The sequence below is a fragment of the Spirochaetota bacterium genome (genome assembly GCA_040756435.1).
Classification (GTDB): Bacteria; Spirochaetota; UBA4802; order UBA4802; family UB4802; genus UBA4802.
This window is the reverse complement of the sequence record JBFLZD010000035.1, coordinates 1-16125: the sequence shown is the minus strand read 5'-3', so window position 1 is coordinate 16125 and position 16125 is coordinate 1. Positions and strand designations below refer to the sequence as shown.

The 16125-nt window shown below is 37.0% G+C and carries 7 protein-coding genes; 4 read left to right on the top strand and 3 right to left on the bottom strand.

Annotation, left to right across the window (positions count from 1 at the left end; translation table 11 throughout):
- Nucleotide 1 precedes the first annotated feature (1 nt).
- The 4 genes from AB1444_10720 (at nt 2) to AB1444_10705 (ending at nt 8229) form a co-directional block, all read left to right on the top strand.
- Complete coding sequence (locus AB1444_10720) at nt 2-5215, top strand: carboxypeptidase regulatory-like domain-containing protein (GenBank protein MEW6527128.1); 5214 nt, start codon at nt 2-4, stop codon at nt 5213-5215.
- A gap of 37 nt (nt 5216-5252) precedes the next feature.
- Nucleotides 5253-5867: a hypothetical protein gene (locus AB1444_10715; protein MEW6527127.1), complete on the top strand. Its 615-nt coding sequence runs from the start codon at nt 5253-5255 to the stop codon at nt 5865-5867.
- An 81-nt stretch (nt 5868-5948) separates the two neighbouring features.
- Nucleotides 5949-7475 (top strand): hypothetical protein, encoded by a 1527-nt coding sequence (locus AB1444_10710; GenBank protein MEW6527126.1) that lies wholly within the window; start codon nt 5949-5951, stop codon nt 7473-7475.
- Nucleotides 7476-7542: 67 nt separating this feature from the next.
- The gene (locus AB1444_10705) at nt 7543-8229 is read left to right on the top strand and encodes an AAA family ATPase (protein ID MEW6527125.1); all 687 of its coding nucleotides are present in this window, start codon (nt 7543-7545) and stop codon (nt 8227-8229) included.
- On the opposite strand, the gene AB1444_10700 is transcribed toward AB1444_10705, so the two are convergent.
- The 3 genes from AB1444_10700 to AB1444_10690 all read right to left on the bottom strand — a co-directional run bounded on the left by AB1444_10700 (nt 8124) and on the right by AB1444_10690 (nt 15325).
- On the bottom strand, nt 8124-12131 hold the full coding sequence (locus tag AB1444_10700; GenBank protein MEW6527124.1) for a carboxypeptidase regulatory-like domain-containing protein: 4008 nt from the start codon (nt 12129-12131) through the stop codon (nt 8124-8126). The two genes, AB1444_10705 and AB1444_10700, sit on opposite strands and share 106 nt — an antisense overlap.
- A 72-nt stretch (nt 12132-12203) precedes the next feature.
- Nucleotides 12204-14090 (bottom strand): VWA domain-containing protein, encoded by a 1887-nt coding sequence (locus AB1444_10695; GenBank protein ID MEW6527123.1) that lies wholly within the window; start codon nt 14088-14090, stop codon nt 12204-12206.
- An 80-nt stretch (nt 14091-14170) separates the two neighbouring features.
- On the bottom strand, nt 14171-15325 hold the full coding sequence (locus AB1444_10690) for a DHH family phosphoesterase (GenBank protein ID MEW6527122.1): 1155 nt from the start codon (nt 15323-15325) through the stop codon (nt 14171-14173).
- Nucleotides 15326-16125: the final 800 nt, after the last annotated feature.

Below are 16125 nucleotides of genomic sequence, written 5' to 3'. Positions count from 1 at the left end.
TATGGAAAGAATCATTAAAATAATATCAGGGATAATTCTATTAACACTTATAGGATGCAGTGGTGATGTATTCCACAACTATAAGAAAGAACGTGATGCAATGAGTATACCTTATACTCCCGATACCACACCTCCCCATATAGTTTCAGTTGAAGCAATTGCCAACGATAAAATTAAAATCACTTTTGATGAACCAATAGATCCTGCAAGTGCAGTTGATTACAAAAATTATTATATTCAGGGTGCAAATAGAGTAAATGTATTACCATCACCAGCTCCTTATGTTGATGTAGACAATAAATCGGTTATAGTATCAGTAAGTACTGGACTGCAATATGGCATGTATCATGGCAGGGAATATACATTACTTGTCCAGAATGTGAAAGATATTAATAATAACAAAATTTTGAATGCAATAGCAAAATTTTTAGGAAGGGGATTGATAGTATCTGAAGTCTTTACTACCATTAATGGCAATGAAGTAAAAATGACAGAATCAGGACCATATCCATATATCAATGCAAACACTATTACATGTACAATAAAAGTTAATGGTAGTCTGGATGGATATTATTCATACTCATTAGATAATTCCCAGTTCAGTAGCGAAATAGAATGTTCTGAACCTCTGGTGCTCACAAATCTATCTGAAGGGATACATGTATTAAAGGTTGTTGGTAAAAACAGTAACGGAACCTTACAGGATATCAATCAAGCAACAGAAGTGCAATTTATCGTTGATATTACACCTCCTGTAGCCACATTAAGTAAAACACCAGAAAGTGTCACAAACGCTAAAGAGATAGCTATAGTGGTAAGTGGTACTGATGTTGTGTATTATACATATAGGATTAACAATGAACCCTGGAGTAATCGTATCAGTGTGACTGCACCTATCATGCGTAATAATTTATTAGACGGTAACTATCGCTTAGAAGTAAAAGGAATTGATGAAGCTGGCAATGAACAGAATACCCCTACAGTATATGAATGGCAAATAGCAAGTGGTTCGGTAATATCATTTGTAAGTAAACCAGATAGGTATACACGATTGAAAAATGTTTCAATTGTACTTGGAGGCAATAATATCTATTTTTATAAATACTCAATTAATAATCAGGTATGGAGCGGCTACATATCTATAGATGAACCAATTGTTTTAAATAATCTTAATGATGGGGATTACACTATACGAGTAATAGGTGCATTGATACCTGGCGATACCTCAACCGAAACAGAAGAGCTATCATATACATGGACCGTAGACACTGTAGCACCACAATGTACTTTAAGTAACCTGCCACTCAATCCAACCAACAGACAAAAGACAGCTATTGTGGTTTCATCACAAAATGGCGATGTTGTTGCGTATCGCTACCGACTTTTTATAAACGGAGTTGCGGGTGATCTCAGTGGTGTGTATAGCGTTTCTACTCCAATTGAATTAACTGCACTTGCAGAAAATACGTATACCATTAAGGTTATGGGCATTGATGCAGCGGGGAATATGCAAAGTGAGTCAGCAGCAACAGAGTACACCTGGAATGTTGATATTACCCCTCCCACAGCTGTCTTAACCAATCTGCCAGCATCAAATACCAATATTAATTCCATTGATATAGCAGTATCACCTGGTGACAGCAACGTGGTAGCATACCGATATAGTTTTAACGGTTCTCCATGGTCTGCAGAAATTATAAAAAACATCAATATTCAAAAAATAAACATAGCTGATGGAATATATACTTTATCGGTTATTGCAAAGGATCTAGCCGGTAATTGGCAAAGCTTTCAGATGCCTACTGAATATGTGTGGGAAATTGATACAGTACCCCCTACGATAGTTCTATTAAATAAACCTCCAGCAGTAACTAATGTATTAAATGCCGATTTTGTAATAGGTGGTGTAGGAGTTATAAAATATAGATATAAATTTGATAATAACGATTGGAGTCAGGAATATGATAGAATTGAATATCCTGATATTACATTAAATAATTTATCCGAAGGCTCACACATAATAGAAGTGATAGGAGTTGATAAAGCGGGCAACTGGCAGCAACAACCAACAGTATATTCGTGGAATATCAACACATCAATGCCAACAGCAATTCTTAGTGGTTGTCCACCGTATTATACCAATATTAATTCAATAAACATTTCTATAAGTGGTGTAGACTCATATAAATATAAATTTGATAATGATAATTGGACTAATGAGATTCCTTCTTCAAATCCTATTTCTATTAATACTATAAGCGAAGGATATCATATATTAAAAGTAATTGGAAAAAATGCACTTAGCCAATGGCAGGAAGTTGAAAGCGCCACTACTATTGAATGGATTGTAGATACAATATCACCAACTGCGCAGCTTGAAAATACACCACAAAGTCCAACAAATAACCAGAGCATAACTGTACGTGTGTATGGAGTTGGTGTGTATGCATATAAATATTCAATTGACAATCCCGATCCAACAGGGAGCCAGGAAATTTTAGTACAAAATGATGATACAATTAATGTGGATAATATTGCAACAGGTACACATACATTATATGTAATTGCTCGTGATGAAGCGGGTAACTGGCAGCAAGTTTCTAATGCTACAACCTATACATGGATCATTGATACCTCAACACCCGTTGCTCAGTTTGATATAGCAACATTACCTGCAAGCATCACAAATGCTACGGGAATAAATATAAAAATCATGGGTGATATCATTGCATATAAATATAAGCTGGATAATGGTTCATGGAGTGGTGAAATAGATATAGCATATCCAATTACAAAATTAGGATTAACAGAGGGGAGTCATAGTATTTATGTTATTGGGAAAAACCAGGCTGGCACATGGCAGGCTGAGTCAGCTGCAACATCGTATACCTGGGTTATTGATATTACTCCTCCCATACCACCAGAAATCATTTTAGGGAATTTACCAAATAATCCTACCAATGATACAAGCATTAATATCACCGTGAGTGGTACAGGGATTACCCATTATAAGTATAAAATAAATGCTGAAGATTGGAGTGATCCTATTGCATTGGGCAATAATATTGTTAGAAATGGATTGCTTGAAAATACCTACATATTATATGTCATTGCACGCGATGAAGCTGGAAACTGGACTGCTGTAGAGAATGCAAAAACATACACATGGCGAATTGATACAACAAGTCCTATTGCTGCAATTACCAATAGGCCTGATAATCCCACCAACCAGACATCAGCTGAATTCATCATAGCTGGTACTGGTATTGTACAGTATAAGTACAAACTGAACAATGGTATATGGAGTGACTGGATAGACGTTTCACAACATATTATATTATCAAATCTTACCGATGGTACGCATACAATGTATGTATGCGGTAGAAAAAGTGACACACCACCGTATTTTGAGCAGGCAGAAAGTGATGCTACCACCTATTCATGGGAGGTTGATACACTACCACCCGTTGCGACATTAAATAACCTACCTTCTAATCCAACAACCCAAACAACAGTGAACATTTCTGTAACCGGCACTCAGGTTATTGCCTATAGGTACAGGCTTAATAATGGGGCATGGGTTCCTGCATCTTCTGAAATTATTAAAGATTTTCCAATTACAATGAGTGGACTGACACCGGGTAATTACACAATAGATGTAATTGCACGGGATTTAGCTGGTAACTGGCAAATAGCTCCCACATCATATTCATGGACTATCAATCCTCCTCCACTTACATCACCTGCAACAGCTGATATGGGCGATTATGCAACATCCGCCTCATTAACATTTAGCTGGGTACGACCTTATGGCACGGCTGACGTGAAAATTCAAATAGCTTCGGATACAAATTTTAACAATATACTATTTGAAGCAATAATTGGTAATGTTGACTTCTATAACTATATAGTTTCCAGCACTGAAGTTCAAACGTACTTTGCACGAGTTTCGGTTAATGACCAAACTGGAAAACCAATAAATGATCCAAGCTGGAAAGCATGGGGCACACCTTCCAATGGTATCACAGTAACAGGAGGAGTTTATGGAACAATAAAGGATATAAGTGGTACTATATTATCAGGTGTTACTATTGAATTAAGGAAAATGGTGGATAATACCTTAGTGCAATCGATGCAATCTGATTCAAATGGTGAATTTGCATTTAGTGGAGTACCCATTGGCAGCAATTATTACAAAATAATAGCAACAAAAACAGGCTATTACAGTGCTACAAAGCAAAATATTACTATTACCTTAGGTGGACAAACTACTGCAGGTATCTTGTATCTAGTGCCCACCAGCGCAACCAGTGGAACTATAACAGGAACCGTTATCGATGCAAATGATGCAAGTAAGCTATCTGGAGTAAGCGTTCAAATTTATGATTGGCAAAACAATTTATTAGATACCAAAACTACAGCTTCAAATGGCACATTTACTACTATAACGTTAAATCCCGGTGTATATAGTGTGAAATTTGTAAAAACAGGATATTACGACCTTGTTGTAGACAATGTGGTAGTAAATGGTAATAAAAACATGGGAAGACAGGCAATATGTGCATACCTTGTTGAACCTTTGGTACGTGTAATAGTGCTATGGGGTCAATACCCAAATGATTTAGATTTACACGTGGTTGGACCTACTTCTCAAACGGTAACCGAAGCAGACACAAATTATAATAACCCCCAGAATAGATTCCATGTTGGGTATATAGGATATTCATCTACAGCATGGCAATATAATTATAATGAACAAACAGGTTTGTACGAACGTGGAACTGGCGGAAGTACCACTGTCCCAGATAGAACAGGTACCAAATCAACAACTGCACTGGTGCAGGATGTATATCCAGGCAACCCCATTACCGGTGCAGGGTATGGTCCAGAGGCAATTAACTTGTGGCGGTATGGTGGTGTGCAGTATGCACGGGGTATTTACACCTATACTGTAAGAAATTATGAAGGTACCGATTGGTATGCTGGTGGTATAAATATTGTAGTCCGAATATATGATTCACAAGGTATGGTCCGTGAAATTATTATGCCAACAGGAGCAAATGATCCAGGGAATACCACCAGAGATTGGAAAGCTTGTAAGATTACTATTCAGGGTAATTCGCGCTCACAGCGGTATATCTATGTACCAAGTATATTACAGGGTGTATTTTTCAATGCTGGGGTAGATAGAAATAAAGCCGGATTTGATTGGTAAGTATAAAACTTATACTTTAAAGAGAAAGAGGGACACCGTGGTTTTGAAGAAAAAATATTTTCTAATTATTCCGTGTTTTGTGATGATAACAATTGTGGTATATGCGCAGGTTCAACAAAAAAAACCTGCGCCTATGGTTAACCCAAAGGAAGAAATAATACCACTGGAAGATGCAGTTACGGTTCATACAAAGGTAGCCGCGCTTATTGGTGGTGGCTATTTTATACCAGGTAAAAATGAATCTGCAATGCTAAATCCTCATTGGGCTATTAAAGTCATGCTACAACAAAATAACATACAAAAAACAGTATTTGGTTTGGGTGTTGATCTTTCATATACCAAATTGGCCGACAAAGAATACAATGGATCAATAACTTATACCACTGCGTTACCTGTTGTTACATTTACCTTGCCATTAAATAAGATAGTCTATTTCCAGGCAAAAGCAGGTCCGGGTTTAAGTGTGCTGTTATCAAAGATTAACAATTCTAGCGATAGTTCCTTATCAATGACATTAGGTGGAGGGAGTGGTATTTTCTTTTTAATTAAAAACAGCTTTATTATGGGATGTGAAGGAATGTATCACTACTATTTCCAAATTCATAGTTCTAACTCAAAAAGTGTGTATGGATATATAGGGTATTTATATTAACTATAAAATAATGCAGAGTATTTTTTTATAATAATAAAAATTAATAAATATAAAATTTAATAAATAAAAGGAGAGCTGTTTATGAATATCAGTAAAATATTTAAAGCTTTTGCAGTTGCAATGCTTTTATTTTTTATCCCACCTTTTGCCTTTGCCACTACCACCCGTGATATGGGAATGGGACTATACCAGTATCCCTGGTTTATTGATGGATTACAGTCATATATTTATGACAACCCGGCATATTTGGGAAAATATCTTGTTGATACACTCTATGCCGAACGTATAGGCGTTATATCAGGGCAAAATAGAGGTGGGATATTCTACAATCCCACTGGCAAATTATTTATTGGAATGGACCTTGGTGCTCCTGTTGATAATGATCTATGGAATACTACATCGGTTGATAGTCTTTTCCATAAAGATGTCTATTCGGTAAAGGGTAAATCAAAATATATTCATTCATCAAGTTCACAAAATTTTAATGCATACCAGGTTGAGCTTTTAGATACATCTATACTTGACTTAACCGACCCAGAAGATGCAAGTGCACTGGTAGGAACAAATACCACATCCCCTGCTTTACGTGAAAAATTAACACAGAAAAATTTTAGCGCAATGATTGCATATCAATTTAATAGGTTTTCCATAGGTGCATATTTTGGATATGGAACTTCATGGAAACATAAACGAGATGCCAATAGTGCTACCAACGAACACGAAGAATATAATTTAATAAATGCAGATTATTCTGCTCGCCTTGCTGCAAACATTGTATTTAACAACAAAGTCACCATGGATGTAAGTGCATTTTATTACATGTATGTACTGGACAATAATTACACAAAGGATGAACCAGGTATTGATTTTGATATGTCATACAAATCAAAAGGTGCAATGGATATTGGTGGTGCAATGCGCATAAATTATCAGGCAACAAACTCGCACAGGTTTCATTTTTATGGTCAGTACAGCATGATTAACAGAAGTACCCAAGGAGTAATGAAGATAAACGATACCGGCACTCCAACAAATAATGTAAACGCCAATGATACCTTTGAAAGAAAAGGGCAAACAATAATGATAGGGGTCAGTGACGAAATGTCCATGGCAAATAATGTAACTGGTTTTGTGGGGTTTGCTACAAAAATTACAATGCTATCTAATAACTACAGTGGTGAGGATGCAATAACACCTGCAAACAATGTCGATACATATAAATTAACATACCAGGCAATTGAAGTTCCAATAATTGTTGGACTGGAAGCTAATCTTTCCGAAAACTGGAAAGGACGATTTGGTGTGATCCAGCATATTTATACCCCTATTTCATACGACGGTAAAAATATAACCAATCAGGGGACTGTCACTACCCCTACTACATTTGATGATATTACATCATCGCAAACATCCATTGCAATTGGTGTATCATATAAACTTGATAATTTTACCTTTGATTGGCTTGCCAATGTAGATTTATTTACTGTTGGCCCATATTTTGTATCCGGCAAAGCGTGGACAAGTGGCAATGAAAATCCTTTAGCATTGGCATTTGCAATTAGATATAATTTTGCAGTTCCTACTGCTCCTAAAATAGGCGAAAAATAATTTACCAAATAAACCCAAATCTAAAAAAAACTTGACATTCGTAAAATATACTGTAAATTTTACGCTTATGAGCGAAAATTTACAGTATATTCATAGAAGTTTAAGCACAATTCTTCCACACGATACAGAAAGAAAACTGGTATTGATCACCGGCGCACGTCAAACAGGAAAAACTACCCTTGCCAAAAAGGCTTACCCCCATCTACAGTATATCAACTTTGATTCACCAGAAATCCGCTTACGGGTAAAAAAAATTGCTACTACCAATTGGCCACTGGATATTGGCACAGCTATTCTTGATGAAGTCCAAAAAGCACCTGAAGTATTTGAAAAAATTAAATATTGTTTTGATGAACAATCAATTAATTTTTCTCTACTACTGGGCTCAAGTCAAATTCTTTTATTAAAAAACATTCGTGAATCACTTGCAGGTAGAATCTGGATTTATGAGCTATGGCCATTTATGTTACAAGAATTGATACAAATGGATAAAAATACTGCAAAACCCCTATTTGCACAATTGTTGGAATCCGATTCACCGCTTTCTTTACTGGGCCAACAGCCATCAGTGATAATTGACCAAAAAGATACTATGAATAAAAAGGCAGAGGATTATTTACTGCAATGGGGAGGTATGCCTGCTTTACGTTACTCAACCACCTCCACTGTTGCTTTTGCTGGCAATGAGTTTATCTTTTCTCCATCTAAAATTGCTTCTACAGTTACTATCGCACTGTATACTCCAGCCTTTTGATATTTGCAAGGGACTGTCACTGTGCCCGTGTAAATACTACTATAATCTTTTGAGCCTTCTTTACCTATCGTTGTTTTGGTAAGCATATCTGGTTTAATGTCCACTACCTGCTTGGTACCATCCCCCCAATCTATAAATGCCCGTATATCACGTGATTCCGAATGTATTGTATTAATAGTAATGCCCAATGAATAATTTAATTTTTCTGCATCTTTCAACGATATCTGTTTGGGGATTGTAATTGAAATTACAGGTATGGAAGTGTTGTCTTGATTTATGGTAATTGGATGCTCTGATTCAGCATATTCGTTTGTGGAAGCACCTTCAGCACGTATAATGAGTATATATGATCCTGGCTGGCTTACTGTAAATTTTGCATTAATGGTTGTTGATTTTGCAGTCACATTTGAATTAGTGTATATTTCAGTTGAACTAGCTACTTTCTTATCTATTACATTTCCCTTACTATCTTTAACCTCTTCTATCCTTTGCAATTGCACCTTTACTGTGGATAAATTGGTATCGGGATCACTTACCTGAGCCTGTAAAAATATTTTCGTATTAGTGTTTGCAGGGTTAGGTGTAATCTGAACATTTGAAATAACAGGAGGCTGCGATGAAGTTTTTACACAAAAGCGCTGGGGACTCTGCATAGCAAAGAGTACATTCCCATTATTATCAAACACTTTATAGGTGCCACAATATAATGTTCCTGGTGTAAGCCCTGTTATTGTATACTGTGTTGTTTCATAATTTGGCACTTCTATGGTTTTAGCTGGATTTTCTAAAATTATCATATATTTGCCAAACTCTGCTTCTTTATACCACGCTTTCCATTTAAAAGTAAGCGAAGTATTTGAAGGTTGTATTTGTGGATACACAATAGGTGTGCTAGCCACATCAATAAATTTCCACTCTTTTTCTAACGTAATAATTGGGTGTAGTTGTGTGTTATACTTATCACGTGCATACACCGTAAATGTATGTATTCCATACGGTTGACCATTCATATCAAAAGTCCTTTTTATCACAGGTTTATTGTCAACAAGTGTTGACCATATCTCAGTTGAGGTTGATGTGGTACCATCCGGTTTGGTATGCGCAATACAATATCGTGTTGCAATATTTAGTTTACACTCTAATTCAAAGGTATTGACCACCCGCCATAGCGATGAGCTTATAACAACTGGTGGATTAAGATTTGGTTGAAATACAGCTTGTAATGTATTTACATCATCAGCAAATGACGTTATGTGCATTATAACTGGCAGATAGTCGGGGTTAAGAAATGAATCTTTTTGCCAGTGAACCACCTCAACAATAAACGCGTGTTCATTGCTATCTCTATATCCCTGTAATGTAATCTGTGCATTTCCCTGCGCATTTGTTTTTCCGGTATATTTTATTGTATTACCCTCTTTTATGGTAACATCTGCATTGGAAACAGGATTTCCTCTAAAATCCTTTGCCTGTATATTGAACATTATTACAGTAGATTTCATCTTTAGTGGTGCTGCACTAAATATTCCATCAGCATTCACTGTAGCCTTAATAGTTCCTGGCATAAATCCATCTTTGGTAGCAGTAAGCGTGTATGAGCCCTCCTGCAACCAATCACCATCAAATGCATAAAAGCCTTTTGCGTCGGTGGTTGCTGTTTTAGTTTGTGTACCTTTTGTTGCGCTAATAATTACTCCCTGAATTGGATTGCCACTACTATCGAACACATATCCACCTGGTATAGTTTTGTAAGCCAGCAATAGTTCTTTATTCTGCATTAATCCTTCCTGATTTGCAGGTACGGTAACAGTAACACTGGTATCCGCATAGTAGGGATGATTTTGCAGTGAGATTACATACGTTGTATTTTTTTCAAGGACTAATTGCGGTAAAAAGCCATTGGTATCGGTAATACATTGCTGACTTTGTCCCTGCTTTTCAATAGTAACAGTAAGATTTTTTACAGGCACTCTGTTCGCTGCTTTTAGGCATTGCACATTAAGAAGTGGCGCCTGTTTGGTAGTAGCCGTTGAAACGTATTCTAATGGAACAAATGGATTTCCCGTTGGATCAGCAACTATCTTGATATGTTGTGTATCAGTAAACATCCAGGATGCAATTCTATAATAATAGGTGGTAGCTGGATCAAGGCCAGTTATTGTAATAGAATGGTTTGTTTCCAGTACTCTATCGCCAGGAAGATGTGAAGAATCATAATACCCTTTTGCAATGCTAATATTGGAATAGCTTCCATCAGAATTACGCACTCCTTTTTTTACATAGGCAACATAGTTATCCGAAAAATCAGACGCAAGCCCCAAAAAAACTTCAGTAGATGCAGGCACATTAGTCTTCCAGGTGAAGGTTATGGATGAGGTATCTGCAGATATGGAATAATCATACAAACGCAGTGTGCCTAAACCTTGCTGATACAATTCAGTTTTACTTATAAAATAATAAGAAGATTTTTCTTTTGTAGTTGCATCTATCATCATTTCGGGATATATTCCGCCTTGCGTATCCACACAGGTTGTAACAAATCTATATGCAGTATTTTTTGAAAGCCCTGAAAACTGAACCTGATGCGATGTCGTAAAGGTTGGTTCGGTTTTTTGTGCAATGAGAGTATTTCCTTGAAACACTTTTACAGTGCCTTTCATTGCCACATTAGGTGAAGCCCACCATACCGTTGCGGTGGATGTCCCCGTCCTTACTTTATAATCCAGTATTGGATCGCTTGATTTTGCAATTGGTATTTCTACAAGATAATCATTGGCAGCAAATGTCTTTGTAACCTGCGAATAGGTTACCACCTTACGTGAATTTACTACATCCCATTCTGGTGAAGTCACAAATGGAATAGTACCCAGTGCTATTTTAAACTTAAGATTTTGCTCAAGAATAAAATTATACGTAACGCTTTCAACAGCTACGTGCAGCTTATCATCTTCTTTTATAAATGCTGGCATTTTTATATTGAGAGTAAACTCCTCATCGGGCCTGGTGAATGTAATAGGATAATTGCCACTCATTTTCCCTGGTATCCAGTATTTTACCAGCACCACAAGAGAGTTCCCTTTTATTGTATAACTTGGATCACCTTTCACAGTAACTGAAGCCATACCTCCAAGCTTTTCAACACCTTTTCCAATTAAATCTTTAACAATTTTTTCTGCTCCTGCATCATTAACCTTTTTTGCCATTTTAATAGCAGAAATCAATGCGGTACGAGTACTTGCAGGGATCTTGTTGAAAATATTGGTTGCTATCTTTTCTTTTTTTGCATCAGTCAAAAAGTCTGCCAAACTCAAACTAATAAGATCGCGAGTGTCGTGATACTCTGCCTGACCACCTAATGGCAACTTGTTCTTTGAACTCATATTTACGCCAATCTGATCCTGCGCGCTTGCAATATAGCTTCCAACCTTTGGTATAAACGAAACAAGATCCCAAAAATCGTATGGGAGCTCAAACCACGGCGCAATATTCGGTAATCCCGATACACCCACAAAACCAACCTCAATGGTGTTAGGCAAATACACACCAAATGCACTTTCAAAGACATTAAAATTTTCGTCTTTTAAAGAGGCCTTAACCTTAAGCTTAAGTGTTTTAAAGGCAACCGCTTCGCTGTCATCCCAGCTAAAATTAACTTTTACTGAATCTTTTAGGGCGATAGTTCCTGTAGAAAACCTAAACCCTATCTTCATCCTGAAAACCTGTTGGGTTGGCATTGGTAAATACGGCGACCAGTACGTCTGTGGAGTAGGTTTATCCTGAAAATTCCAGGTTAGACAATTGGTAAGCTCAAAATTCTTATTTTGAATGGCACCTTTAGCACTGAAAGGGATAGATACTATACATACTATAATACCAATAATCAGGAAACTCCATCTTTTCATAAGATAAAACCTCCTGTGTACAGCATATGATTTGAATAATTATATCTTTATGATTAATTATTCAAGTATTTTTTAAGGTGATTTTTTCTTCTTTACCGGTTGTTTTGGCTGTGGCTTTTTTACGCTTTCAGCAACACCTAAATTTTTGTCAACAATTGCCTTTGTAGCCGATAGTACCTCAGCACTTTCAACCCGTATAAGCTTCAAGAATAGTTCGTAATTATTATTCTTTGCATATATGGTACCGGTAATAAGCATTTTTGCTCCTAACATCTTCCCCGCTTTTGCAGCACCGGTTTCATCCACTATACCAGTTTGCCCCAGGCCAATTTCATTCAATATCTGTTGCATGTTTTTACGCTCAACCTGCTTGAATACCTTGTTTTTGCCAAGAGCCATTGAAAGCTGCTCGGTGAAATATTCAGCATTTGTTTTCAGTGCAGCATCGCTTGATTGTATGGGCAACACTGCAGTTGGCTCACCTTGCTTTATATTGATAGCCGAGTAGTCAATTAATTGAGCTATTGCCATATCAAAAAGCTTTTGAAGGGTTTCTTCATTTGTTTCATCTTCAACCTTTTTGGCATCAAAATACGCCTCGCCCTCTTCCAGTGGCTGGTCGGTAAGATATGCCAGTTCTTCTTTTGCAAAACGAATTATTATTGACTCTAATTTGTCTGTCTGGAAATTTGCACCAGTGTGATGACTCACACTCCCCTCTTTGCCTCCCTCACTTTCGCCACGTTCACCATACGTTAAGAATATGTACCTGCCCTGGGTATACTGTGAAATCTGACGTAATATAAACTCGCCCATTAAGGGAAGCCCGCCGGTGCCTATCGAATAAAATTTAATTGCTTGTTTTTTTGCATCATGGGCTGCATCAACATACGTATATTGTTGTCCATAATCTAAATGTGCCTCTGCATCAGTGATAATAAACGCAAGCCGTATACCACCAGTATTCCATTGTATTTTTTTCACTGCATCCTCAAGTGCCGACTGCAAATCCTCAGGGCCGTCACCACCGCCGGCTGCGTTAACCAGTGCAAGCTCTTTCTGAAATTTTTCAAGGTCACCTGTCAGGGGAATTATCTTAGTAACATATTCATCGCCCTTATCTTTATAAAGCACCATGCCAAAACGAACATCGGGTTTTGTGCTCAGTGATGCAATATTAAGATTAATAATTTCTATTGTTTTTTTAAGGCGGGCAATTTCTTCACCCATACTGCCGGTGGTATCAAACACAAAGAGTATATCAAGTGGGACATTTTTATATTGTGGTCGCTGCGTATTGAGTGTTACTGTATGTTCGCGCTTCCCCTGCCGGTCTATCGTAATATCTGTCTTTGTGTTCAATGCTTCAAATGTGAGTGTATACGTAGTATATTTTGCATCATATTCTGAAGGATAAAACATGAACGATCCATCAGCATACGTTTTGCCAATTTCAAGAAGTTTTTTTCCGCTATAAACACCAACCTTAGCATTGGTTATTGATTTGCCAGCTATATCCTTACAATAAAAAATAATTCTTTCGGATATATTAATGGGATAATGCTGTACTTTATCTTTGTAATCTTTAATAAAATTAACAAAATAATTGAATTGCTTATTATCGTCAGCAAATCCTGCTTTTAATCCTGATACAGCCTTCGTGGATTCAAATTTTTTCAGTGTCGTTCCTTTTGGTTTGGCTAAAGCTTCAGGAGATGATTCTTTTTTCATTATTTCAGCTTTTGGACTTTTTGATTCTTCTGCCCCTTCAGATTTCATCTTTTTTGGTTCTATTACTTCAATTTCATCAACCTTAACCTTTGAAGCAGTGTCACGTGTGGTGTCATCGCTTTCTACTGGTTTAACCTCCTTTACTGCTTTCCCTGCACATTGCAACGAAAACATTGCCACTGTGACTGATAAAATCATATAGAATGATACCATAAGAATTCTTTTCATAGTATTCCTCCGGAATATATTTAAATTGTACCCAGTAGTGAACATCCAAAAAATCAGTTTTTAAAAGTTTCCTTATGTTTTTATGGCAAAAGAGCATTTACTTTTTTTACCAGGGACATCACAAACTTTTGATAATCGTCCACGGCATTTTTTGGCAACCTGAACCCAATTGCTCCTTCATGTCCTCCACCATTTTCAATGCCCATTGTATTGAGAAATTCACGCAAATCATAGTTTTTGTAATTCTGGCTGCGCCGCATACGGAATTGCACTAAATCTGATTTTTCAGGAATGTCATAGTATATTACCAAACCAACCTTCCCTGAATCTTCAGCCAGCATATCTGCCAGTGTTCGTGTAGTTGAAATAATATCATCATCATCAAAATTTTCATACAGATAGCGCATATCATCTTCAGACAGCATTGCATATCCAACTGATTTATACACTTTGCTTTTTTTCTTAATATACTGGAAACACTGTTTTTCTTTTTGGGATGCCTGTTTCAACTGATCAAAGATCTGATTCATATTGGTGATATTTGATTCTTTAATGGTGGTTGTACTTAATATATCATTAAAAAGTGTACTGAATATCCTGTACATCCGCTTTTCTCGTGATGATTTCAAATACCGTCCCATCTGTGAATCGCCAATAATGCCTGTTAAAATTGCAAGCACCAGGTTTCTAGACAGTGGATCCAGAATAACATATTTTTTTAAGATTTCTTTTTTTGCCCTCAGTTTCAGCACAATCTGCCCTACAAGCTCACTTGCACTTGATGCCTCGGTCACCAGCCTATATCCAGGATCACCAGCATAGTCACTATCGGCACCAATATGATGATCTATTTCTATTTTACGAATAGTGCGTTTTTTAAGTAGCTGCAGTACCGTTCTGTTAGCATCAATCATTGAAGGCTTGGCAGTATCACAAATCACGATTGTATCAACAGCAAATGACCGGGGTATTGCCGTTACTACATCAATGCGATTATACACAGCAATATCAACAAGGTACTTGAAGTTTTCCGGTATTTTTTTTAATGTAAATATTTTTACCTGCTTATCAAATTTTTTTGCAAGCAGGGAAAATGCTATCATGGAAGCAACACAATCTTCATCAGGATTTGTATGCCCTATTATAAGAAAACCATTGCGGTTTACTAATTCCTGAATTATTGCTTCAATACAATCATTCTTTTGTCTTGCTGTTTTAAAACCTTCTTTAGGCATGGGAATTTCCAGTTATATTGGCAGTAAATGTAGAACAATATTGTTAAAATGTCAACAGTATATTTTTTTATTTTTGTGTTGCTTGACAGGTATCATTTAATTGAGTATTTTTATTGGGCTGACTATGTTTATAATTAATCCTGAATTCTGTCCTGAATTTATTTCAGGATTGATTCAGGTTCTGTTCATACAATGTCGTCCTGAACTTGATTCAGGATCCGGTCATACAATGTCATCCTGAACTTGATTCAGGATCCGGTCACACAATGTCATCCTGAACTTGATTCAGGATCTCAATTCATAAGAGATTCCGGGGCAAGCCCGGAATGACGCGTGAGGAGTAGATTCCGGGTCAAGCCCGGAATGACGTGGTGAGTAGTAGATTCCGGGTCAAGCCCGGAATGACGCGGTGAGGAGTAGATTCCGCCTCAAGCCAGGAATGACGCCGAGGCGAGTAGATTAAGGTCAAACTGGAAATATCGCTGCCTGCAGTTGATACCGGATGTAGATCACGAATGACTTGGTGTACACTATTTTACATAGGAGGTGTCAATGAATTTTGAATGGAAACGGTTTATTGTAGCTTTTTGTGCAATGATGCTGTTCTTTTTTGTTACTGTTTTTGCATGCTGATGTACATAAATTCTTTTTATGTATTCTGTCATCGTCATGTTACCGATAATAACAATAATGGAAATATTTATATGAAGAATCACTAATTATTCCTAAATGTGGAAATTTGAATAAAGTATAAAATAGTGTACACCCCCGCCGCCTTCGGCGGGGGGGGGGTACACGAA